The organism is Streptococcus sanguinis (genome assembly GCF_050220005.1).
GTDB classification, from domain to species: Bacteria; Bacillota; Bacilli; order Lactobacillales; family Streptococcaceae; genus Streptococcus; species Streptococcus sanguinis_Z.
The window spans coordinates 441406-465982 of the sequence record NZ_CP071413.1; the positions used below are offsets into that span (position 1 = coordinate 441406).

The following is a 24577-nucleotide window of genomic DNA, read 5'->3' on the forward strand; positions in this document are numbered from 1 at the left end:
AAATAAAGGAGCTCAATATGAAACTTAATCGAGTTGTTGTAACAGGATACGGTTTAACTTCACCTATCGGCAATACTCCAGAAGAATTCTGGAATAATTTAAAAGAAGGCAATATTGGAATCGGTCCAATTACTAAATTTGATCATAGTGAATACAGTGTTCACAATGCGGCGGAAATTCAGGATTTTCCTTTTGATAAATACTTTGTCAAAAAGGATACCAATCGTTATGATAATTACACACTCTATGCGATTTATGCTTCTCAAGAAGCGGTCAACAATGCTCACTTAGATGTAGATGCGTTGGATAAGGATCGCTTTGGTGTCATTGTGGCTTCAGGTATCGGTGGGATTCAGGAAATTGAAGAGCAGGTTGTTCGCTTGCATGAAAAAGGTCCTAAACGTATCAAACCTTTGACCTTGCCAAAAGCCCTGCCAAATATGGGGGCAGGAAATGTAGCGATGCGCTTTGGAGCCAATGGTATCTGTAAGTCTGTCAATACAGCTTGTGCCTCAGCTAACGATGCGATTGGTGAAGCTTTCCGCTCAATTAAGTTCGGCTATCAAGATGTGATGCTGGTTGGTGGTTCAGAAGCTTCTATTACACCATTTGCGATTGCTGGTTTCCAAGCTCTGACTGCTCTTTCTACGACAGAAGATCCTAAGCGCGCTTCTATTCCTTTTGACAAGGACCGCAATGGCTTTGTCATGGGTGAAGGTTCTGGTATGCTGGTTCTGGAAAGCTTGGAACATGCTGAGAAGCGCGGAGCGACTATCTTGGCTGAGGTGGTAGGATACGGTCATACTTGTGACGCTTACCATATGACTTCTCCGCATCCAGAAGGTTTGGGCGCTATCAAGGCGATCAAACAGGCAGTTGAAGAAGCTGAAATTGAGCCGAAAGATGTAGCTTATGTCAATGCTCATGGTACATCAACTCCTGCTAACGAAAAAGGCGAAAGCGGAGCCATTGTTTCTGTCTTTGGTAAAGATGTAGCGGTGTCTTCTACTAAATCCTTTACAGGACATCTGCTCGGTGCAGCGGGCGCGGTTGAGGCTATTGCGACGATTGAAGCAATGCGTCATAGCTATGTGCCAAAAACAGCTGGTACAACAGAGCTGCCAGACTATATTGAAGCCAACGTTATTTATGGCCAAGGTAAGGAACAGGAAATCCCTTATGCGATTTCCAATACATTTGGCTTTGGCGGCCACAATGCCGTTCTTGCCTTTAAACGCTGGGAGGCTTAAAAACCTATGAATATCAACGAAATTAAAGATTTAATGGCGCAGTTTGACAAGTCTAGTCTGCGTGAGTTTTCTTACAAAAATCAGAGCGATGAGCTGACTTTTAGTAAGAATGAAGGTCAGGCTGCAGTTCCAACAGCAAGTTCAGCTCCAATTGCTGCACCTTTGCAGGCTGCGAGTGCGCCTGTGATTGAGCCAACTCCTCAAGCAGCTCCGTCTGCAGAGCCAGAAACAGCTTCAGAAGCTCCGGCACCTGCTGCTGAAGGTGATGTTGTGGAAAGCCCTTTGGTTGGTGTGGCTTACTTAGCAGCTGGTCCAGACAAGCCGCCGTTTGTATCTGTTGGAGACCAAGTTAAAAAAGGTCAAACCCTGATGATTATTGAAGCAATGAAGGTCATGAATGAAGTTCCAGCACCTAAAGATGGCCTGGTTACAGAAATTCTAGTTCAGAATGAAGAAATGGTTGAATTTGGGAAAGGGCTGGTACGCATCAAATGATTGATATCAATGCAATAAAAGAAGCACTTCCGCACCGCTATCCGATGCTTTTGGTAGATCGCGTATTGGAAGTTAGCGAAGATGAGATTGTCGCTCTGAAAAATGTGACAGTCAATGAGCCTTTCTTTAACGGACATTTTCCTCAATATCCTGTTATGCCAGGTGTCTTAATCATGGAAGCTCTGGCTCAAACAGCCGGCGTGTTGGAATTGTCCAAAGAAGAAAATAAGGGCAAACTGGTCTTCTATGCTGGCATGGACAAGGTCAAGTTCAAAAAGCAAGTTGTACCAGGTGATCAACTGATTATGACAGCTAAGTTTGTTAAGCGTCGCGGAACCATTGCGGTTGTAGAGGCGAAAGCAGAAGTTGACGGAAAACTTGCAGCCAGCGGTACCTTGACCTTTGCGATTGGCCAGTAGATAAAAGGAGCTTTCACCATGTTTCGTAAAATTTTAATTGCTAACCGTGGGGAAATTGCGGTCAGAATTATTCGTGCAGCCCGCGAGTTGGGAATTGATACGGTAGCTGTTTATTCAACAGCTGACAAGGAAGCACTCCATACCTTACTGGCTGATGAGGCTGTCTGTATCGGTCCAGCCAAGTCTACAGATTCTTATCTGAATATGAATGCAGTCCTGTCTGCTGCTGTTCTGACAGGTGCAGAAGCCATTCATCCTGGTTTTGGTTTTTTGAGCGAAAACTCTAAATTTGCGACCATGTGCGAAGAAGTCGGCATTAAGTTTATTGGGCCCTCAGGTGCTGTTATGGACATGATGGGGGACAAGATTAATGCTCGGGCTCAGATGATTAAGGCGAAAGTGCCAGTTATCCCAGGTTCTGATGGAGAAGTTCATACCTCTGCAGAAGCCTTGGAAGTCGCCGAGAAGATTGGTTATCCAGTCATGCTTAAAGCTTCTGCTGGCGGCGGCGGCAAGGGCATTCGTAAGGTTGAAAAGGCTGAGGATTTAGTAGCGGCCTTTGAGTCTGCGTCTAGCGAAGCCAAAGCAGCCTTTGGTAATGGTGCTATGTATATGGAGCGAGTCATCTATCCAGCGCGCCATATTGAAGTGCAGATCTTGGCAGATCAGCAGGGGAATGTGGTTCACCTAGGCGAGCGGGATTGCTCTTTGCAGCGTAATAATCAGAAGGTGCTGGAAGAAAGTCCATCTGTGGCGATTGGGAAAACCTTGCGTCAGCAGATTGGTGAAGCAGCTGTTCGGGCTGCTCAGTCTGTCGGCTATGAAAATGCCGGTACGATTGAGTTTCTGCTTGATGAAGCCAAGGGTGAATTCTACTTTATGGAGATGAACACTCGGGTGCAAGTCGAGCATCCAGTCACCGAGTTTGTTACCGGTGTGGATATTGTAAAAGAGCAAATCAAGATTGCAAACGGTCAAGAGCTGTCCTTCAGTCAGGATGATGTTGAAATCCGAGGGCATGCAATTGAGTGTCGAATCAATGCTGAAAATCCAGCCTTTAACTTTGCGCCGAGTCCTGGTAAGATTTCAAATGTTTATCTTCCAAGCGGTGGAGTGGGGCTGCGCGTGGATTCAGCCGTCTATCCTGGCTATACCATCCCGCCTTATTACGATAGCATGATTGCGAAGATAATTGTTCATGGGGAAAATCGCTTTGATGCTCTGATGAAGATGCAACGTGCACTCTATGAACTAGAAATTGACGGTGTTGTGACCAACAGTGGTTTCCAATTGGACTTAATCTCAGATTCTAATGTAATTGCTGGTGATTATGACACAGCCTTTCTCATGGAGAAGTTCCTTCCGGCTTATCAAGAGAAACAATAGATGAGACATGTAAGAGCTGCTCTGTAAACTCGAAAGATAGTGGCTCTTGCTGTTTGATGTGCCTGAGTATAAAATCTTGAAAAGGAGAAGACGTAAACGATGGCTTTGTTTTCAAAGAAGGATAAATATATCCGTATCAATCCTAATCGAGCGAGTCGGGAAAAGCCTCAAGCAAAGCCTGAGGTACCAGACGAACTCTTTTCGAAATGCCCAGGTTGTAAGCATACCATTTACCAAAAAGATCTTGGGAATGACAGTGTGTGTCCTAACTGTGGCTATAATTTCCGTATTTCTGCTCATGAGCGCTTAAATCTAACTGTGGATGAGAACAGTTTTGAGGAGATGTTCACTGGAATTGAGACCAAGGATCCTCTGAACTTTCCTAACTATCAGGAGAAATTGGCTCTTACCCGTGAAAAGACAGGCTTAGATGAGGCGGTTCTGACTGGAACAGCTTGCATCAAGGGGCATAAAACGGCTCTTGGTATCATGGATTCGAACTTTATCATGGCTTCTATGGGGACAGTTGTGGGTGAAAAGATTACCCGTCTCTTTGAGTATGCAACAGAGCATAAATTGCCAGTCGTTCTGTTTACGGCTTCTGGCGGTGCCCGCATGCAGGAGGGCATTATGAGTTTGATGCAGATGGCTAAGGTCTCTGCGGCTGTTCAGCGGCACTCTGCAGCAGGTCTCTTCTATCTGACCGTCTTGACAGATCCGACAACTGGCGGTGTCACAGCCTCTTTCGCTATGGAAGGTGATATTATTCTGGCTGAAACACAGGCTCTGGTTGGATTTGCGGGGCGTCGGGTTATTGAATCCACGGTTCGTGAGAAGCTGCCAGATGATTTTCAAAAGGCTGAATTTCTCATGGAGCATGGTTTTGTAGATGCCATCGTCAAGCGTGGCGACATGAGAGATACACTTGCTACCTTATTAGCATTCCATGGAGGTCAAGCATGACAAAAATCACTCGGATTATTAAAGAAGCGCGTGATCAGGCTCGTTTGACTGCGCTGGATTTTGCACAAGGAATTTTTGATAACTTCGTCGAGCTGCATGGGGATCGCTCTTTTCGAGATGACGGTGCAGTGATTGGCGGTATTGGGACGCTAAAGGGTCAGCCTGTAACGGTGGTCGGTATTCAAAAGGGTCGCAATTTGCAAGACAATTTACGCCGAAACTTTGGACAGCCGCATCCGGAAGGCTACCGTAAGGCTCTGCGCCTCATGAAGCAGGCGGAAAAATTTGGCCGTCCTGTGGTAACCTTTATCAATACGGCAGGTGCTTATCCTGGTGTCGGTGCTGAGGAGCGTGGTCAAGGGGAAGCCATTGCCCGTAACTTGATGGAAATGAGCAATCTCAAAGTACCGATTATTGCCATCATCATTGGTGAAGGTGGCTCAGGCGGAGCCTTGGCTTTGGCTGTAGCAGACAAGGTCTGGATGCTGGAAAACTCTATGTATGCAGTTCTCAGCCCGGAAGGTTTTGCTTCTATCCTCTGGAAAGACGGCAGCCGCGCTATGGAAGCGGCAGAGCTGATGAAAATTACTTCACACGAGCTCTTGCAGATGGAAGTGGTAGATAAGGTTATTCCTGAAAGAGGCTTTAACAACCATGAATTACTGGCTGCAGTGAAAGAAGAAATCGCAACTGAGTTGAATAGTCTGTCTCAGCTACCCTTGGAGCAATTATTGGAAAATCGCTACCAGCGGTTCAGGAAATATTAAAAAATCGAAGCCCAAAGGCTTCTTTTTCTCGTTTCGGATTCTTGTTTGGAATTGATGTGGAGCTACCTTACGAGGGAAATATATTTTAGTTTGAAAAATCGCATTATATTCTCTTTATAGGACTTATATAAAATATATATTATACAAGCCATTGGTCCTATGTTAAGATAGTTTCTAATTAAAAGAAATGAGGTTTCATATGTCAGAATTTACTATCCACACGATTGAGTCCGCACCAGCTGAGGTAAAAGAAGTCCTGGAAACTGTTCAAAAAGATAATGGTGGCTACATTCCCAATCTTATCGGTCTTTTGGCCAATGCGCCAACAGCTTTGGAAACATATCGGACGGTTGGAGCAATCAATCGCCGTAACAGCCTGACACCGACTGAGCGTGAAGTAGTGCAGATAACGGCTGCAGTTACTAATGGCTGTGCTTTCTGTGTAGCGGGTCATACAGCTTTTTCAATCAAGCAGATTCAAATGAATGATGATCTTTTAGAGGCTCTGCGCAATCGTACTCCGATTGATACAGATCCGAAGCTAGATACACTTGCTAAATTTACCATTGCTGTCATTAATACTAAGGGACGGGTCGGAGATGAGGCTTTGGCAGACTTCCTAGAAGCAGGCTATACACATGAGAATGCTCTAGATGTAGTTCTGGGTGTCAGCCTTGCGACCCTTTGCAATTATGCCAATAATTTGGCCAATACGCCAATTAATCCGGAATTACAGCCTTATGCCTAGTCTTTGAGGAGGTGGCAAATGACATTTTTTTCAGAAGAGTTTATCAACTGGTTGGATGACCACGCTGATCAAATTGACAAAGAATCCTGTGCAGCGGGTAACCAACTGATTGAGCGTATCGCCGCTGAAGGAGCCTTTAGGGTTGGCGTTCCAGAAGAGCTGGGAGGCCGAGGTGGCAATGATACGGATGTGATTGAAGTGCTCAAGGAGCTGGCTCACCATTCCTTGACCGCTTCCTTTATCTCTTGGGGGCAAAGGACCTTTATTGATAACATTTTAAAATCTCCTAATCCCTACTTTAGAGACCACTATTTGGAAGGGCTCTTGTCAGGGGAATATGCAGGTGCGACAGCCTTGTCCAATGCTGTTAAATTCCTGTCGGACCTAGAAGAGTTAAATGTCTCTATTGTGGAGGAAGACGGGCGGCTTTATCTAAAGGGGCGCCTGCCTTGGGTGACCAATGCTCGCGCGGATCGCTTCCTCAGTATATTTGTTGCCGGTTTCGAAGATGGGAGCCGCCAACCGCTGGTTCTGGCTGTGCCGTCTGACGCAGAGAATTTCTCCCGTTCGGCGGATTTAGAATTTGTATCCTTGCAAGGGGGAAATACAGCTGCCCTGACTTTCAACCATGTGCCTTTACAAGAGGAATGGATTCTTGCACAAGATGCTCAGGCCTTTTTGGCAGAAAATCGCCCAGCTTTTCTAGGTTATCAGTTTGGTTTGGCTCTTGGCTTAGCAGAGAAGTCTCTGGCGGAGGTCGAGGCCAATCTGTCAGTTCGCTCCATTTTGAGAGAGGAGTGGGAGGAGCAAGTGGCTGCTCTGACTGCGATCCAGGAACAGCTCTATAGAGGTCTTCTCCAGCCTAGTTATTTTGTTGAGCGTCCTAAGGAACTCTTTCAGCTGCGAATTGATATAGTTGATGTGGTAGCCCAAAGTCTGCTCTTGGAGCTACAGGCTAGTGGAGGCAGAGGATACTTGAGTAATTCGACTTCTGGCTTTATCCGCCGTTGGAACGAAGGAGCTTTTCTTCCCATTGTCTCACCGAGTGCAGTCCAGCTGCGGCATATTTTAGAAGTTTCATAGAAATGATAGCAAACAAACGTCTGATTGGCATTGAAAAGGGACTTCAAAACATTACTATAAAGGAGTTGCTTCGTGAACAGCAAACGACCGCCCATTCTCTTATCTGGGTTGATTCTTGGCCTATTTGGCTTAGCTAATCTTTTACTGAACTACCATTCTATCTTTTTCCACTTGTTAAATGGTCTGGCATTGATACTTTGGATTTATCTGACACTGGCTTTAGTACTGTCATTTTCGGACTATCGGCAAGATTTGCAAAAGGCCCCTTTCTTATCGAGCTTTGCGACTTATCCAATGGCTAGTATGCTCTTAGCTTCTTACCTAAGTAAGCTTGGCTTATTTTTGGTGAGCCAGTTTCTTTGGTACATGGCCTTGTTGCTGCATATTGTTCTAATAGCTATCTTTACATGGAAGTATGTGCTTAAGGCTGAGGGATTATCTTTGACCCCGAGCTGGACGGTTCTCTATGTTGGATTGGCCATGGCAAGCTTGACCCAGGGAGTAGTTCATCAGCTGCTTTTGGGCTATTTGGCTTGGTTTTTTGCTCTGCTACTGAGTTTGATTCTCTATCCCTTGTTTTACAAGGTTAGGCGGTCACAAAGGATGCCAGATACTTTAAAGCCACAGTGGGCCATTTACTGTGCACCTTTCTCGCTCCTGTTGGGAAGTTATATCCGTCTGGCTGGTTCTGATGCTGAAGGTTGGTTTGTCGCCTTGCTGCTCCTCTTATCGCAGGCCTTTTATCTCTTGGTTTTATGTCTTTTACCCCGCATTTTCCGACTGGGGCCTCGGCTTAGCTGGTCAGCCTTGACCTTTCCTCTTGTCAATACAGCTTTTGCCCTGAAACTAGGACTTGATTATCTAGGTTGGACCTGGCTTGTTTGGCTAAGTCATGCAGAAGCTCTGCTAGCCGTCGTAATTGTCCTCTATGTCTGTTTTTACTATATAGTCTCATTGCGAGCTAGAAAGATAACAAAAAATCCGAGATGATACTCTTTGAAAATCAGTTTTTGATTTTCTCTGAGTTGAACTCGGATTTTTTTAATTTTAGCAAAATAAGTCTGCATTCAGACCTAGTGATAAGGGAAATGTTGTGTACAAGTCATCCGTTTTTAAGGTGGGGCATGACTGTCAAAGCTCGTTTAAACCAGAAATAGCTCATCCTAATCATCAAATTCCGCACAGAGAGCATGAAGTATCTGAGTGAGAAAAACTCTTCTTGAAAGCCTTTACAAGTTTAAAAAGAATCGGTATAATAAATACAGAAAACGTTTGCATAGATGTTCTCTATAAGAAAAAATAAAGGAGTTTTCTGTTTATGAAAAATAACTATCACCTACAGTCTCGGATGGGCGAAAAGCGTCATTATTTCGGCATCCGTCGCTTAAAAGTAGGAGTAGCCTCTGTTGTCATTGCCTCAGGTTTCCTACTGGGAAATGCCCAATTAGTCCAAGCGGATGAAGCGAGCACAACTACCAGCCCTGCAACAGAAGCAGTCTCTGATACAAATGCGGCAGCCCAACCTAAGTCAGCAGATGAAGAAAAAACTGGAGAGGCAGATAGTTCAGGAGCGGGGGCTTCAGAGCAGGCGGCTCCAACTGGTGTTCAAGCAGCTCAAGATCCAGCTCGTGCAGGTTCAGAAGCAACTGGGCAAGATGCAAAGGAAACTGCCACTCCCACTGAAAAAGAGAAGAAAGAAGCAAGTAACCAAACAGCTGTATCAGATACTTCCGCGAAAGATGCTATCGCAGAAGGCAATATTCGCTTTCATTTCAAAACCTTGCCTTCACAAAATCTAGATAGCATGGGCTTGTGGACTTGGGATGATGTCGAGACGCCTTCTAGCCAAAAGGGTGGTTGGCCGACTGGAGCGACTAGCTTTGCGACTGCCAAAGAAGATGACTACGGTTATTACCTTGATGTAAAAATGGCTGAGAAAAGAAGCAAAATCAGCCTTTTGATCAACAATACAGCAGGGCAAAATATTACCGGTGACAAGACAGTTGAGCTGCTCAGTCCTCAGATGAATGAGGTTTGGTTTGACACGGACTATCAACCTCATACTTATGAGCCATTGAAAAAAGGGATGGTTCGAATCAACTACTATCGTACAGATGGCCAGTATGATAAGAAGTCGCTCTGGCTCTGGGGAGATGTCCAAAACCCAAGCAAGAATTGGCCTGACGGAGTGGACTTCGAGAAGACTGGGAAATATGGTCGCTATGTAGATGTCCCCTTGAAAGATGCTGCTAAGATGATTGGCTTTTTGCTTCTAGACGAAAGCAAATCAGGAGATGATGTGAAGATTCAAAATCAGGATTATAATTTTGCTAATTTGGAGAAAAACAGCCAAATTTTCTTGCGTGATGAGGATCCGACAGTTTATACCAACCCTTACTTTGTCAACGATATTCGTATGACAGGAGCCCATCATGTAGGATTGACCGAGATTGAAGCCAGCTTTTCTACCTTAGAAAACGCTAAAAAAGAGGATATTTTAAAGAATTTAAAGATTACAGACAAAGATGGCAATGACGTCGTTGTTAAAGATGTAGTTCTGGATCCTAAGACTAAAAGCGCCAAATTCATCGGTGATTTTAACCAAGCTCAGTCACCTTACCTTATCAAATATGGCAATGATCAATTCAAAACCAGCATGAACTGGCAGCTGAAGGATAGTATTTATAAGTATGATGGTGAATTGGGAGCTCGTGTTTCTCAAGCGGGCAAACAAGTAGACCTAACTTTCTGGTCACCAAGTGCGGACCAAGTCGATTTGGTGGTCTATGACAAAGAAGATCAGAACAAGGTCGTTGGACGCATGGCTATGCAGAAAGGTGAGTCTGGCACGTGGACCAGCAGCTTGACACCTGAGAGCGGTCTAGGGATTTCAGACTATCGAGGGTATTTCTATCATTATGAAATTACTCGCGGTGGCAAAAAGGTTCTTGTGTTGGATCCCTATGCCAAGTCTTTAGCCGCTTGGAACAGTGAAGATGCGGACAAGGGGGATGCTTACAAGATTGCCAAGGCTGCCTTTGTAGATCCAAGTGAATATGGTCCGAAAGACCTGACCTATGCTACTATTCCGAACTTTAAGAAGCGAGAAGACGCCTTGATTTATGAGGCACACGTTCGTGATTTTACTTCAGATCCAGCTATTTCAAAAGATTTGAAATCTCAATTTGGAACTTTCTCAGCTTTCATTGAGAAATTGGATTATTTGAAAGACTTGGGAGTGACCCACGTTCAGCTCTTGCCAGTTCTAAGTTATTATTTTGTAAATGAGCTGAAAAATGCTGAGCGCATGGACAAGTACGCTTCCAGCAACAGCAACTATAACTGGGGCTATGACCCGCAAAACTACTTCTCGCTGACAGGTATGTACTCCAGCGCGCCGACAGATCCAGCCAAGCGCATTGAGGAATTTAAAAACCTTGTCAACGAAATTCATAAGCGTAGAATGGGCGTTATCCTGGATGTGGTCTATAATCATACGGCTAAGACCTCTATCTTTGAAGATTTGGAGCCCAATTACTACCACTTTATGGATGCGGATGGCACACCGAGATCCAGCTTTGGCGGCGGCCGCTTGGGTACTACTCACTATATGAGCAGACGGGTCTTGGTGGATTCGATCAAGTACCTGACAGAGCAGTACAAGGTAGATGGTTTCCGCTTTGATATGATGGGGGACCACGATGCAGAGTCCATCCAAAAGGCCTATGAAGAGGCTAAAAAGCTTAATCCAAATCTCATTATGCTGGGTGAGGGCTGGAAGACTTATGCAGGTGATGAAAATAAAGCTGTCCAGCCGGCTGATCAATCTTGGATGAAGTCAACAGACACGGTAGCGGTCTTCTCAGATGATATTCGCAATACCTTGAAATCGGGTTATCCAAATGAGGGAACACCAGCCTTTATCACCGGTGGCAAACGCAGTGTGGAAAATGTCTTCAAAAACATCAAGGCGCAGCCAACCAATTTTGAGGCGGATAGCCCAGGGGATGTGATCCAATACATCGCAGCCCATGATAATCTGACGCTCTTTGATATCATTGCCCAGTCGATCAAGAAAGATCCGGCAGTGGCTGCCAATAATCAAGAGATTCATCGCCGCCTACGTCTGGGAAATCTGATGATTTTGACTTCGCAAGGGACACCATTTATCCACTCTGGTCAAGAGTACGGCCGAACCAAGCAATTCCGTGATCCTGCCTATAAATATCCTGTCTCCGAAGACAAGGTTCCAAACAAAGCGCATTTGTTGACCAATGAGGACGGCACGCCGTTTGACTATCCGTACTTCATTCATGATTCTTATGATTCGAGCGACGCGGTCAACCACTTTGACTGGACCAAGGCGACTGATTCGGAGAAGTTCCCTGAAAATGCCAAGAGTCGTGCCTATATGAAAGGCTTGATTGCCTTGCGGAAGTCAACGGATGCCTTTACCCGCAGCTCCAAAGATGAAGTGGAGCAAAATGTAACCCTTATCACCCAGCCTGGCAAGGATGGTGTTGAGAAAGAAGACATGATCCTTGGCTACCAAGTGGTTGCCTCTAATGGCGATATTTATGCAGTCTTTGTCAATGCGGACACCAAGGAACGACAATTCAACTTTGGTGAAGCCTACAAGCATCTAGCAGGTGCAGAGGTTGTGGCAGATGGCAATACCGCAGGAGTGACAGCCATTTCTGATCCAGCAGGTGTCACCAGAAACAGCAACGGTTTAGCTCTAGCTCCGCTGACAGCGACTATTTTGCGACTTCGAAAAGCGAACCCCGATCAGGAAGAAAAATCCCAAGATCCAACAACTCAAGAAGAGCAACTGTCTGCCCCTTCTGTAGCTAAGGCTCAACCTCAGACTTTATCCTTGGATGCGCAAAAACCTAAGGCTTCAGAAGTAAGAGAAGCGGCTAGCCAAACAGAAAAAACCTTGCCAAAAACGGGAACAAGCACTTCCCTACTGGCACTTTTAGGTGGCTTCCTTGCTTTCCTGGCCGGTCTGATAACCTTTAGAAAGAAACAGTAATCATTTGATGAATGCCCTGTGAGAAATTTTTTAGACTATGGCTAAATAAAGACGACTTCCAATAATGGAGGTCGTCTTTGCTTGTTTATATCTGCGTTAAACACTCTTACCAGGCAAGAGACTGACTGGCAGGAAATAGCCAGTCGTTTGAACTTCTTGGCCAGCAATCTTTTTGAGGAGCAGATCCACAGAGAGGCAGGCAATATCTTTCAGCGGCTGCTTGATCGTTGCCAGCTGTGGGTAGTAGTTCTCTATAAAGTAGGTGCCATCGTAGCCAATGATTTTCAAATCTTTGGGAATCTGGATGTCCAGCTCCTGAGCGACTTTCATAATTAAGATGGCTGTCAAATCATCTGAAGCAAAAATAGCATCGGGCTTAGTTTGACTCAGGATTTGCTTGATTTCCATTTCCTTTCGGACAGGAGAAAAATCACTGGATACATTGATAATCGGTGCGTCTGGCAGGACGGAAGCAAAGCCAGCATGGCGCAGGCCGGTTGGTGAGTTGGAATTGTCATTGCCAGTAATCATGATGATGTTTTGAGCTCCGGCCTTGACCAAGGTCTGAGCCGCCAGCACCCCGCCACCATAGTTGTCTGAGGAAACAACAGGGATATCCGGCGAAAGATTGCGGTCAAAGGCAATGATTGGAGCAGTCACGCGATTGTAGTCCTCGATGCCTAGATTGTGGCTACCAGAAATGATGCCGTCCACCTGATTGGCTTCCAGCATCTCAAGGTATTCACGCTCCTTGTCAGAGTCATGCTCACTATTGCAGATGATGGTTTTATAGCCTTGTTTAAAGAGCTCATGCTCCAGCTTGTCAATCAATTCTGCATAAAAGACATTGCTGATATTAGGGAAAATGAGTCCAATTAGCTTGGCCGACTTTCCCTGGAGGCTGCGCGCCAGATTATTGGGCTTGTAAGCCAACTCTCTCATGGCTGCCTCAACCTTGGAAATCGTTTTGTCAGATAAGTAGCCTTTTCTGTTGATGACGCGGGAAACAGTTGTGGGGCTGACTCCTGCAAGTTTTGCTACATCAGTTAGCTTTGCGACCATAATCTAATTCATAGTAAGTACCGGTTGGATTGCCCTTGGTAATAGCAATACCTGTCTGGTCTTCTCTTGGGAAGACACGGCCGGAAAATACTTTCTCTCCTTTATTGATGAAAATTTCAAAAATCGATTTATCGATGAAGATAGTAGCGCTCGTTGCTTCTTTGTCAATATTACAGCTTCGGCTGGTTCCAAAGTCCAGAGCAAATGGCTCACCAGCCTGACTGCGGTCAACGGTCACTTGACCTGCCTTGAGGTCGAAGTTGATGCGTAACCCCTTGCCATCCTTGTCTGCAAAGAGGACGATTTCGTGCTCGGTGTCCGCAGCGAGATTCAGCTCTAGTTCGTAGCTGTTCTTGCTTTCTGCCAGAGCAGTGAAAGGCTGTTCCTCTGCTCGCAAGTCCTTGATAGCAGGCACTGGGTATTGGTAGAGCTTGCCGTCTTTCAGGGTTAATTCCTTGACGAGAGAGAAGGCCCCTTGATGGTCGAAGCGGTCAGATGGGTATTCCACATCAGGCAAACCTAGCCAGCTGACAGCGAGTGCACGGCCGTCAGGCGCGTTAAAAGCTTGGGTCGCGTAGCAGTCGAAGCCGTAGTCCAAATTTTGGATAGGGCTAGGATTAATCATAGCAGCTTTTTTTGTGTCAAACGATTGACCTATTTTATACATGTTTGGATAAATGTTGCCATAATCCAGCACGTCCTTAGAAAAACCTTGAGGGCAATAGAGCAGGACTGGTTGGTCATTGATAAAGACTAGATTAGGACACTCCATCATATAGGCTGTCTTGTCATTGGCGAAGTCCAAATCGCCAACGACTTCCCAGTTGGTATAGTCGTTATCAACAGCCTTGTAAAGCTTAACATAGCCTTGTTTGTTTAGATTTTGCCCGCCGACAATGGTATAGAATTGCCCTTTGTAGTTGAAAATCTGCGGATCGCGGAAGTGGTCAGTCGCTTCAGCAGGTTGTTCAATCAAGACCTTGTCAATTTTTTTGAGATTGCCTGATTTATCTAACAAAGCGCCGATTTGATAAGGGTGACGCACCCAATTCTCATCACGAACATTGCCAGTATAGAAGAGAAAGAGCTTGTCGTCAAACTGCATGGCAGAGCCTGAGTAGGCACCGTGGCTGTCCAGAGCAGTATCTGGCAGCACTCGAAGACCAGTTTCCGTGAAGTGAACTAGGTCGTCACTTTCCATCTGGACCCAGCACTTGAGACCGTGAGCTGCTCCGAAAGGAAAGTTTTGGTAGAAAACCACCCACTTGCCGTCAAAATAAGAAAAGCCATTGGGATCATTGAGCAGTCCTGTCTGAGGCTCCACATGGTAGTTAGCCCGCCAAGGAGATTTAGCGATGTTTTCTTTGATCTGCTGTAGATCTTCCTGAGTCCAGTCTTCATAGCGTTTGTAGCGTTTTTCAGTCGTCCAAGCCAATCTTTTGTCCTCCGAATCATATTATTTTTTATTACTATAGTAAACGTTTTCCGCTGAAAAATCAACATTTAACAGTAAAAAAATATTTTTTCTGCAAAACGCTTGACATATTTTTGAATCATGGTAAAATAATATTCGTAAAGGCGATAAAATCGCTTTCAAAAGTTAAAAATATTTATAAGGAGATTTTTGCAAATGAATAATACTGACATTGCAAAAAAAGTCATCGAAGCCCTTGGCGGACGTGAGAATGTCAACAGTGTGGCTCACTGTGCGACTCGCTTGCGCGTGATGGTTAAAGATGAGGGTAAAATCGACAAAAATACTGTCGAAAATCTGGAAAAAGTTCAGGGTGCCTTCTTTAACTCAGGCCAGTACCAGATTATCTTTGGTACCGGTACGGTTAATAAAATCTATGACGAAGTTGTAGCCTTAGGATTGCCAACTTCATCAAAAGATGACATGAAAGCAGAAGCTGCTAAGCAAGGGAATTGGTTCCAACGTGCCATCCGTACATTTGGTGACGTATTTGTACCAATTCTTCCAGCTATTGTTGCGACAGGACTTTTCATGGGAGTTCGTGGAGCAATTGCTCAGGATCAAGTTTTAGCTTTGTTTGGTACTACTGCGGATGCTTTCAAAGCAACTGACTTCTATACTTATACAGTAGTCTTAACTGATACTGCCTTCGCTTTCTTCCCTGCTTTGATTTGCTGGTCGGCTTTTAGAGTCTTTGGCGGAAACCCAATCATTGGTTTGGTTCTTGGTCTAATGATGGTTAACTCAGCACTTCCAAATGCTTGGGAGGTAGCTGGTCAGGCTACTAAATTTGCTGTTGATCCTTCTAAGGACATTTTAGACAAAATTGCTAATATGGATGTTCTAGGAAGTTTGAAATTTACCAGCGAAGTTACAGCAACAAAAGTTCACCCAATTTACTTCTTTGGTTTTATTCCAGTAGTTGGCTACCAAAACTCTGTGCTTCCAGCCTTCTTTGTAGGTTTGTTTGGTGCAAAATTTGAAAAATGGCTGCACAAGAAAATTCCAGATGTTTTGGATCTTCTTCTTGTTCCATTCCTTACTTTCCTTGTCATGTCTATTCTGGGACTCTTTGTGATTGGCCCAGTCTTCCACATTGTAGAGTCATATGTTTTAAATGGAACAGAGTTCCTTCTTAGCCTTCCGTTTGGACTTGCTGGATTGATTATCGGTGCTGTGCATCAGCTGATTGTCGTAACTGGTGTTCATCACATCTTCAACTTACTGGAATCTCAGTTGGTATCTCAAACTGGGAAAGATCCATTTAATGCGATTATCACTGCTGCTATGACAGCTCAAGCTGGTGCGACTTTGGCTGTAGCTGTGAAGACAAAATCTAAAAAACTCAAGGCTCTTGCCTTCCCAGCAGCACTTTCTGCAGGATTGGGTATTACTGAGCCAGCTATCTTCGGGGTTAACTTGCGCTTTGTTAAACCTTTTGTAATTGGACTGGGTGCCGGTGCCGTTGGTGGTTGGTTAGCTTCTATTATGGGGCTTGCAGGTACAAGTTTCGGTATCACAATTATTCCAGGTACTCTCCTTTACCTGAATGGTCAATTGTTGCAGTATATCTTTATGGTTGTTTTGACAACTGGTTTGAGTTTTGTTCTGACTTATTTGTTTGGCTACAAAGACGAAGAAACTGCTGAAGAAAAAGCTGAAACTGAGGAACTGGTCGAAGAAGAAACAACTGGTAATGTGGCAGCTTCCCTCCAAGATGAAACAATTATTTCTCCAATTGTTGGTCAGGCAGTAGCTTTGAGCGATGTTGATGATCCTGTTTTCTCTAGCGGAGCGATGGGACGAGGAATTGCCATCAAACCTAGTGAGGGTGTGGTTTATGCACCGGCTGATGCTGAAGTGACGATTGCATTTGCGACTGGTCATGCATATGGTCTCAAAACTTCTAATGGTGCTGAAATTCTGATTCACGTTGGAATCGACACAGTGTCTATGGGCGGCGAAGGTTTTGACCAAAAGGTTGCTCAAGGCGATAAGGTTAAAGCTGGTGATGTTCTGGGAACATTTGAAGCTGAGAAAATTGCAGCCGCTGGTCTGGATGATACGACTATGGTCATCGTTACAAACACTGCTGACTACGCTTCTGTGACTCCAGTAGCAGAAGGAGCTCTTGCTAAAGGCGACGCAGTTATTGAAGTGAAAGCCTAATGGAATTTAGAAAACGAACAAAAGTTGATTTGTTCGTTTTTTCTAATAACATGAGTCTATCTATAAGAGTGTACCAAGGAAAGTTTTTGGCAAGAAGTCTGCAAGAGATATGCTATAATGAATAGAGTAGAAATCAAATTTTAAAAGAGGATTTATAATGACAAAATTGTATGGAAGTTTGGAAGCTGGCGGCACTAAGTTTGTCTGTGCTGTAGGCGATGAACGGTTTGAAGTTGTTGAAAAGACACAGTTTCCAACGACCACGCCTATTGAAACGCTAGACAAGACGATTGAGTTCTTTTCTCGTTTTGATAATCTAGCTGGTCTAGCTGTAGGCTCTTTTGGGCCTATTGATATTGACCCTAATTCAAAGACTTACGGCTTTATCACAACTACTCCTAAGCAGCACTGGGCTAATGTGGATATTGTCGGAGCTTTGCGCCGTGCTCTCAATGTGCCTATTTACTTCACAACGGATGTTAATAGCTCAGCTTATGGTGAAGTAGTAGCCCGCAACAATGCTGGCGGCCGTATTGAAAATCTGGTCTATTATACGATTGGGACAGGAATCGGTGCCGGTGCTATCCAGCGAGGCGAATTTGTAGGGGGGACAGGACACCCAGAGATGGGGCATTATTATGTGGCTAAGCACCCTATGGATGTGGAAAAAGAGTTCAATGGCGTTTGTCCTTTCCACAATGGCTGCTTGGAAGGATTGGCAGCTGGACCAAGCTTAGAGGCGCGGACCGGAGTTCGTGGGGAAAATATTAAACTCAATAGTTCTGTCTGGGATATTCAAGCTTACTATATCGCTCAGGCGGCTATTCAGGCGACAGTGACTTTCCGTCCAGATGTCATCGTCTTTGGTGGCGGTGTTATGGCTCAGCAGCACATGCTGGATCGGGTTCGTGAGAAATTCACAGTTCTCCTGAATGGCTATTTGCCAGTTCCCGATGTTCGTGACTATATCGTGACACCAGCTGTGGCTGGAAATGGCTCCGCAACGCTGGGCAACTTTGTACTGGCTAAAGAAGTTAGTGAGCGCCACGCAAAATAAGTTTATAGGGTCTGATTTATCAGGCCCTTCTCTATGAGGAAAAGTAATGGAAAAAGCAATTGTCAAAGATATTTTCTTCCTACAGCAGCCATCAGAGCAGGCTAGCAGAGAAGACCTTTATCTGGCTCAAGACTTGCAGGATACGCTGCAGGCAAATCAAGAAAACTGTATAGGACTCGCAGCCAATATGATTGGCGAGCGTAAGCGGGTCATTATCTTTCTGTATGGCTTGGTACCGGTAGTCATGTTTAATCCGGTGCTGCGCTATAAATCAGGGCCTTATCAGACAGAAGAGGGCTGCTTGTCCCTGACTGGAAGCCGTCTCACTCAACGTTATCAGGAAATCACAGTCGATTATCTGGATAAAAATTGGCAGCAGCAGACCATGACCTTGAAAGGCCTGCCTGCCCAAATCTGCCAGCATGAATTGGATCATTTGGAAGGGATTATCATTTAGAAAAATTTGACAAAATTGCAAAAAATGTCTAAAATTAGAGATAATTAGCAGAATAATATTGAAGGAGGCAAGATGTAAATGAAAACAAAAACTTTAGCACTGATAAGCGGTCTGGTTGGTTTGATTGGAGGGACTATTTTGCTGCTCTCGAATATCTTTTTTGTTCCTTTTTCAGCCCTACTAGGTGATTCTGGCCTGAATTTACTGGGAGCGGTGATTAAATTGGCAGCTCTGGGCTTGGGAATTACTTCCTTGGCTTATTACAAAGGTCAAATGCGTTTCAGTGTCGCAGCGGGCGTCCTCCTTATCGTCGGAAGCAGCAACATCGCGCCCATTCCATTTATAGGCTGGATTGCAGGCATTCTCCTTATCATTGGAGGGGCTCTATTCCTCGCTTCTTCTTCAAAATTTTAATGCGGGACCAATCAATTTTTAGGCTGTTTGTCAGTTTGAAAGGAAGGGTGAAGAAATTTTCTTCGCTTTTTTTCTTGTTGAAAAAATAGTTCTCATGGAAACTTTTTTCTTGACTTTCTTTTTTCTTGTGTTAAAATAGTTCTCACGAAAACTATTTTTACAAAGGATACAGGTATGGATAAGCCTTTACTGGAATTGAAGCGTTTTGGACGAAAGATTCATCTCATAGCGGAAAAGCTTGCCAAGGAGCAAGGTATTGAATCCATGGCTGGCCCGCAGGGGCAGGTCTTGCATATTGTTGCCTGTCGTACGGAAGAGGGGAAGGATACTCTTATCAAGGATATTGAGCAGAAGTTGGATATTTCCAAATCGGTGGCCTCTAACTTAATGAAAAGGATGGAGAAGAATGGCTTTATTCAGCTGGAAACGAGCAAGACGGACAAGCGGGCCAAGTATATCCGCCTTACTCCGCAGTCGCAGGAAAGAATGAAGAAAATCCGTGACTTTTTTGATGAAATGAACCGTTCTATTTTGAATGGTGTTTCTGAGCAGGAACTGCTGATTTTTTTTCAAGTCATGGCCAAGTTTTATCAGAATATCGAAAGTTTAGAAAATGGAGGAAAAGATGTTTAAGTTATTTAAACGGCTGACGGTAAGGGAAGTGAGCATGATTGTTCTCAGTGTGCTCTTCACCTTCCTAACGGTATATTTGGAATTAGAAGTTCCAACCTATATTTCGACGATTACAGAGCTATTGCAAACACCGGGGACTGGTTTGGCAGATCTGTGGGAGCCAGGTCTGAAAATGATTGGCCTGTCTTTTGCTAGCTTGCTGTCAGCTATTGTGGTTGGCTTTTTTGCCGCTCGTCTAGCTGCCAGTTTTACCCAGAGCTTGCGGAGCGATATTTTCAACCGTGTGCTAGATTATTCACAGACGGAGATTAAGAAATTTTCGATTCCTAGTTTGCTAACTCGGACAACGAATGACATTACTCAGGTGCAAACTTTAATTACCATGGGACTGCAGGTCGTGACCAGAGGACCGATTATGGCGATTTGGGCCATGACCAAGATTATCGGTAAGTCTGAGAACTGGCTGACAGCTGTTCTCATTGCCGTTCTTGTTAATATCCTGCTGACAGTAGTTTTGGTTACACTGGCCTTTCCCAAGCAGTCAGTAGCGCAGCGCTTGGTCGATAAGCTAAACAGCGTCACTAGAGAGAGTCTGACTGGGATTCGCGTGGTCCGGGCTTACAATGCTGAGGATTATCAGGATAAGAAGTTTGCGGCGGCCAATGATGAAGTAACCAGACTCAATCTTTTTATCGGTCGTCTGATGGCTATGATGAATCCAGTTATGATGGGGATTTCCAGCGGTTTGACACTGGCTATTTACTGGATTGGTGCTTATTTGATCCAGGAGGCTGGGCTGCAGGAGCGTCTCCCGCTCTTCAGTGATATGGTTGTCTTTATGTCCTATGCTATGCAGATTGTGATTGGATTCTTGCTCATGGGTGCCCTCTTCATCGTCCTGCCTCGGACCATTGTATCCGCTAGCCGGATTAATGAAGTACTGGATCTGCATTCTTCTATCACCAGTCCGGAACAGCCTAAGGCAGCAGCGGATAGCAAGGGAGAGGTGGTCTTTCGAGACGTGTCCTTCCGCTATTCCAAGAATTCAGAAGCGGTCATTGAGCATGTCAGCTTTACAGCGCAGGCTGGTGATACCGTGGCCTTTATCGGTTCAACCGGTTCAGGGAAATCCACGTTAGTCAATCTCATTCCTCGTTTCTATGATGTGACTGAAGGAGAGATTCTGGTAGATGGTGTCAATGTTCAGGATTACCAGCTGGAAGACTTGCATAATAAGGTCGGCTACATCCCGCAAAAGGCGGTGCTTTTCTCTGGCGATGTTGAGAGCAATCTGGACTTCGGTCAAAGCCAAGAAAGCCCGCTGGATGAGCAGAAAATGTGGGAGGCTCTTGACCTAGCACAGGCTAAGCCCTTTGTCCAAGAGAAGGAAAAGGGGCTGAAAGCAGAAGTAGCTCAAAGCGGAACCAACTTCTCTGGTGGCCAGCGTCAGCGTTTGGCCATTGCCAGAGCCTTGGCTCGTAAGCCAGAAATCCTCATCTTTGACGACTCCTTCTCAGCACTAGACTATAAGACAGACCGCATTTTGCGCAAGGAACTGGCTGAGCGGACGCAGGATATGACCAAGCTGATCGTGGCGCAGCGGATTTCTACTATCATGGATGCGGATCAAATCTTGGTCTTGGATGCTGGTAAGGTAGTCGGTCAAGGTACTCACCGAGAACTTTTGGCCAGCAACGAAGTCTATCAAGAAATTGCTTACTCACAACTATCCAAGGAGGAATTAGAAAATGGAAAATAAGAAGCCTTCATTATTTAGCCAGATACGGCCTTATCTCAAAGGCTTCCAGCTTCCTCTTGCTTTGGCATTTGTGGGAGCTGTCTTGTCAAACATTATTACGGTCTATGGGCCAAATAAATTAAAAGAAATTACCAATCTCATTTCTGATGGTCTGGCTACCAGCATTGATTTGAAAGCTGTGTCTCAGATTGCCCTTCTGCTGACCGTGCTCTATGCAGTCGGAGCCCTGCTCAACTATGGCCAGTCCTTTATCATCAGTACGGTTATCCAGTATTTTTCCAAGCGGCTGCGGACGGCCATTGCAGAGAAGATAAACAAGCTGCCGTTGGGCTATTTCGATGGTCATTCTCAGGGGGATACTCTGTCGCGCGTGACCAATGACGTGGATACGGTCGGCCAATCCCTCAACCAGAGTTTGGGTAACGTCATCTCTGCCAGCCTGCTCTTGGTTGCTGTGGTTTTGACCATGTTCTTCATGAACTGGATCTTGGCCATGGTAACTATCTTGGCTACTGTATTAGGTTTTGTCTTTGTTGGTCTCATCATGGGCAAGTCCCAGGGTTATTTCACTGCCCAGCAAAACGATCTGGCTGCGGTAAACGGTTATGTGGAGGAGATGTACTCCGGTCATAATGTTGTTACCAGCTATAATGCCATTGAGCAGTCTAAGGAGCGCTTTGCGGTTCTCAATCATAATCTCTATAACAGTATTTGGAAGTCTCAATTTATCTCTGGCATGATGATGCCGCTCATGTTCTTTACGGGGAATTTTGCTTATGTGCTGGTTATTTTGGTCGGTGCTGCTCTGGCGATTAATGGCTCTATTAGCATCGGAATTATCGTCGCCTTTATGGTTTATGTGCGGACCTTCTCTCAGCCTTTGTCACAGATTGCCCAAGGTATCACTGTCTTGCAGCAGGCTGGTGCAGCACTGGTTCGTGTCCTTGACTTTCTGGCTGAGCCTGAGATGGAAGACGACCAGCATAAAGAGCAGCAGCTTACTGCTGTCAAGGGAGATGTTGCCTTTGAAGATGTCTTCTTTGGCTACAAGCCAGACCAGACGATTATTCATGATTTCTCAGCCCAGGCCAAAGCCGGACAGAAGATAGCCATTGTCGGCCCAACGGGTGCTGGTAAGACAACCATCGTGAATCTGCTCATGAAGTTCTATGAAATTAATAAAGGGCGTATCAGCATTGATGGTATAGATATTAAGGATATGAAACGCTCTGAGGTTCACGATGCCTTTTCAATGGTCTTGCAGGATACCTGGCTCTTTGAGGGGACGATTCGGGAGAACTTGATTTACAATCAGGAGCATGTGACAGATGAAGCAGTTATCGCTGCAGCGAAGGCGGTCGGTGTTCATCACTTTATCATGACTCTGCCGCAGGGCTATGATACGGTGCTGGATGACACGGTCAACTTATCGGTCGGTCAGAAGCAGCTGCTGACCATCGCTCGTGCTCTGCTGAAAGATGCGCCGCTCTTGATTTTAGATGAAGCAACTTCGTCAGTCGATACGCGGACGGAGGAACTCATTCAAAAGGCTATGGACAAACTCATGGAGGGCCGGACTTCCTTTGTCATTGCCCACCGCTTATCTACTATCCGTAATGCGGATCTTATCTTGGTCATGCGCGATGGAAATATCATCGAGCAGGGCAACCATGATGAACTCATGAATCAGAATGGCTTCTATGCGGATCTCTATAATAGTCAGTTTGTAGAGGAAGATGCAGGTTGATGCTCAAATAAAACATCAGGAATGTTCCTTTTCCTGATGTTTTTTTAAATTTAACAGAATTGTAAAAAATGCTCAGTTTTCAGTGAAGACGCTCTAAAATCCTGACTTTTTTCGCAGATGCTCTAGGAAAAACTTGACAGCTTTTGTCGTTTATATTAAAATAAATTTAATATAAGAACTGAAAGCGAACACAACGGGGTGTTTGTTCTACATATAAGTGAGCAACGGTGCTACAAAAAAAATAAAGATTCCTTATTTTTTTGTAGTACTTTTTTTATCAGCGAATCTGGAGTAAAGCGATGAAGCAATTTATGCTAGCTGGTGTTTCCAGCGGTGTTGGAAAGACTACAGTTACCCTAGGGATTTTGAAAGCTCTGGCAGACAGAGGTTATCAGGTCCAGCCTTATAAGGTAGGACCTGATTATATTGATACAGCTTATCATAGTCGGATTACCAAGCGACCGTCGCGGAATGTGGACAGCTTTATGATACCGGACGATCAGAGTCTGGCTTGGTCCTACTACAAATGGCATGGAGATGCTGATGTGGCAGTGGTCGAAGGAGTCATGGGGCTCTTTGATGGTCTGGGAACAGACAAGGACTGTGCGTCCTCTGCTTCTGTTGCTAAGAAGTTGGAAATTCCGGTTGTCTTGATTATCGATGGAAAGGCGACATCCACCTCGGCGGCAGCCATGGTCCATGGTTTTGCGACTTTTGATCCGGATTTGGATATTGCTGGGGTCATTATCAATCGGGTGGCTTCGCAGACTCACTTTGAACTCATCAAGGGCGCCATTGAGCGTTATACAGATGTGGAAGTTCTGGGTTATCTTCCTAAAAATGCAACAGCAGAGCTGCCATCGCGCCATCTGGGTCTAATCCCAGACGTAGAAATGGATGATTTGGACCGTCGATTTGAGGAGTTGGGAGCAGCAGCAGCCAAGCATATAAATCTAGACAGGCTGCTGGAAAAGGCAGAACTTCCCGATAAGCAGATGGCCAATCCTTTTCATATCCGCAACAATCAGCCCTTGACTTTGGCCTATGCCTTGGACGATGCTTTCCACTTTTACTATGAAGATAATCTGGACTTTTTAAGAGAGCTCAATGTCCAGCTAGTGCCTTTCAGCCCCCTGAAAGATAAGGAACTGCCAGTTGCAGATGCTTATTATTTTGGCGGCGGTTTTCCAGAAGTCTACGCTCAGGAGCTGATGGCAAATGCTGACTTTCGGGCTTCGGTTAAGAAAGCTCACGAGCAGGGCCGGCCAATCTACGCAGAATGTGGCGGACTCATGTATCTGGGAGAGTTGCTGGAAGTAGAGGGGCAGGTCTATGAAATGGTCGGTATTTTCAAGGGCAAGAGCCTGATGACACCTGGCCTGAAAAGCTTTGGCTACTGCCAAGCAGAAACGCAGATAGACAGTCTTTTTGGCCCTAAAGGTACAGCGGTCAGGGGACATGAGTTTCACCATTCGGTCTTTGAGACGGAGGAAGATACAGTCCTCAAGCTAGAGAAGGTCAGAGACGGTCAGGTCGTAGCTGCCTGGACAGGCGGTTATCAAAAGGGCCGGACCTTTGCTAGCTACCTGCATGTTCATTTTTATCAGGATGAGCAGCTGCTGGCCAACTGGCTGAACTATATCAAAGAGGCGAACTGAT

General features: G+C 45.2%; 20 protein-coding genes. 18 read left to right on the forward strand and 2 right to left on the reverse strand.

Annotated features, from left to right (window positions below):
- Window positions 1-17 precede the first annotated feature (17 nt).
- The 10 genes from fabF (at window position 18) to J1C86_RS02305 (ending at window position 12146) form a co-directional block, all read left to right on the forward strand.
- Window positions 18-1250 carry a beta-ketoacyl-ACP synthase II gene (gene fabF, locus J1C86_RS02260; protein WP_002893606.1) on the forward strand — a complete coding sequence of 411 codons (1233 nt, stop codon included), beginning with the start codon at window positions 18-20 and terminating at the stop codon, window positions 1248-1250.
- Between the two features lie 6 nt (window positions 1251-1256).
- Window positions 1257-1745, forward strand: coding sequence for an acetyl-CoA carboxylase biotin carboxyl carrier protein (accB, locus tag J1C86_RS02265; protein WP_125408784.1), 489 nt, complete (start codon window positions 1257-1259; stop codon window positions 1743-1745).
- Complete coding sequence (gene fabZ, locus J1C86_RS02270; protein WP_002896886.1) at window positions 1742-2164, forward strand: 3-hydroxyacyl-ACP dehydratase FabZ; 423 nt, start codon at window positions 1742-1744, stop codon at window positions 2162-2164. The genes accB and fabZ overlap by 4 nt, the downstream gene beginning before the upstream one ends.
- Window positions 2165-2182: 18 nt before the next feature.
- Window positions 2183-3550 carry an acetyl-CoA carboxylase biotin carboxylase subunit gene (locus tag J1C86_RS02275; protein ID WP_125408785.1) on the forward strand — a complete coding sequence of 456 codons (1368 nt, stop codon included), beginning with the start codon at window positions 2183-2185 and terminating at the stop codon, window positions 3548-3550.
- Between the two features lie 99 nt (window positions 3551-3649).
- Window positions 3650-4513, forward strand: coding sequence for an acetyl-CoA carboxylase, carboxyltransferase subunit beta (accD, locus tag J1C86_RS02280; protein ID WP_125407511.1), 864 nt, complete (start codon window positions 3650-3652; stop codon window positions 4511-4513).
- On the forward strand, window positions 4510-5280 hold the full coding sequence (locus J1C86_RS02285) for an acetyl-CoA carboxylase carboxyl transferase subunit alpha (protein ID WP_125407508.1): 771 nt from the start codon (window positions 4510-4512) through the stop codon (window positions 5278-5280). The genes accD and J1C86_RS02285 overlap by 4 nt, the downstream gene beginning before the upstream one ends.
- Before the next feature lie 199 nt (window positions 5281-5479).
- The gene (locus J1C86_RS02290; RefSeq protein ID WP_009659051.1) at window positions 5480-6028 is read left to right on the forward strand and encodes a carboxymuconolactone decarboxylase family protein; all 549 of its coding nucleotides are present in this window, start codon (window positions 5480-5482) and stop codon (window positions 6026-6028) included.
- A gap of 18 nt (window positions 6029-6046) precedes the next feature.
- Window positions 6047-7111 (forward strand): acyl-CoA dehydrogenase family protein, encoded by a 1065-nt coding sequence (locus J1C86_RS02295; protein WP_125408786.1) that lies wholly within the window; start codon window positions 6047-6049, stop codon window positions 7109-7111.
- Window positions 7112-7183: 72 nt separating this feature from the next.
- The gene (locus tag J1C86_RS02300) at window positions 7184-8101 is read left to right on the forward strand and encodes a TDT family transporter (RefSeq protein WP_125408787.1); all 918 of its coding nucleotides are present in this window, start codon (window positions 7184-7186) and stop codon (window positions 8099-8101) included.
- A 328-nt stretch (window positions 8102-8429) separates the two neighbouring features.
- A complete protein-coding gene (locus J1C86_RS02305; protein WP_125407503.1) occupies window positions 8430-12146 on the forward strand; it encodes a pullulanase in 3717 nt (1238 codons plus the stop codon).
- 96 nt (window positions 12147-12242) lie between these two features.
- On the opposite strand, the gene J1C86_RS02310 is transcribed toward J1C86_RS02305, so the two are convergent.
- Together J1C86_RS02310 and J1C86_RS02315 are read right to left on the reverse strand one after the other, a co-directional pair.
- Window positions 12243-13208, reverse strand: coding sequence for a LacI family DNA-binding transcriptional regulator (locus tag J1C86_RS02310; RefSeq protein ID WP_125407500.1), 966 nt, complete (start codon window positions 13206-13208; stop codon window positions 12243-12245).
- Entirely contained in the window at window positions 13189-14643 is a 1455-nt protein-coding gene (locus tag J1C86_RS02315) for a sucrose-6-phosphate hydrolase (protein ID WP_125407498.1), read from the reverse strand. The genes J1C86_RS02310 and J1C86_RS02315 overlap by 20 nt, the downstream gene beginning before the upstream one ends.
- A gap of 195 nt (window positions 14644-14838) precedes the next feature.
- Between J1C86_RS02315 and J1C86_RS02320 the strand changes: the two genes are divergently transcribed.
- The 8 genes from J1C86_RS02320 to J1C86_RS02355 all read left to right on the forward strand — a co-directional run bounded on the left by J1C86_RS02320 (window position 14839) and on the right by J1C86_RS02355 (window position 24576).
- A complete protein-coding gene (locus tag J1C86_RS02320) occupies window positions 14839-16851 on the forward strand; it encodes a sucrose-specific PTS transporter subunit IIBC (RefSeq protein ID WP_125407495.1) in 2013 nt (670 codons plus the stop codon).
- A 157-nt stretch (window positions 16852-17008) separates the two neighbouring features.
- Entirely contained in the window at window positions 17009-17908 is a 900-nt protein-coding gene (scrK, locus tag J1C86_RS02325) for a fructokinase ScrK (RefSeq protein ID WP_002917665.1), read from the forward strand.
- A 46-nt stretch (window positions 17909-17954) separates the two neighbouring features.
- Entirely contained in the window at window positions 17955-18365 is a 411-nt protein-coding gene (locus J1C86_RS02330) for a peptide deformylase (protein ID WP_125407492.1), read from the forward strand.
- Window positions 18366-18443: 78 nt separating this feature from the next.
- Window positions 18444-18779, forward strand: coding sequence for a hypothetical protein (locus tag J1C86_RS02335; RefSeq protein ID WP_002903845.1), 336 nt, complete (start codon window positions 18444-18446; stop codon window positions 18777-18779).
- A 174-nt stretch (window positions 18780-18953) separates the two neighbouring features.
- A complete protein-coding gene (locus tag J1C86_RS02340; RefSeq protein ID WP_125407489.1) occupies window positions 18954-19412 on the forward strand; it encodes a MarR family winged helix-turn-helix transcriptional regulator in 459 nt (152 codons plus the stop codon).
- Window positions 19405-21171, forward strand: a complete 1767-nt coding sequence (locus J1C86_RS02345; protein WP_125407486.1) for an ABC transporter ATP-binding protein — start codon at window positions 19405-19407, stop codon at window positions 21169-21171. The genes J1C86_RS02340 and J1C86_RS02345 overlap by 8 nt, the downstream gene beginning before the upstream one ends.
- On the forward strand, window positions 21161-22918 hold the full coding sequence (locus J1C86_RS02350) for an ABC transporter ATP-binding protein (RefSeq protein ID WP_125408789.1): 1758 nt from the start codon (window positions 21161-21163) through the stop codon (window positions 22916-22918). Before J1C86_RS02345 ends, J1C86_RS02350 begins: the two co-directional genes overlap by 11 nt.
- 299 nt (window positions 22919-23217) lie before the next feature.
- Window positions 23218-24576 (forward strand): cobyrinate a,c-diamide synthase, encoded by a 1359-nt coding sequence (locus tag J1C86_RS02355; protein WP_125408790.1) that lies wholly within the window; start codon window positions 23218-23220, stop codon window positions 24574-24576.
- The last annotated feature ends 1 nt before the right edge of the window (window position 24577 follow it).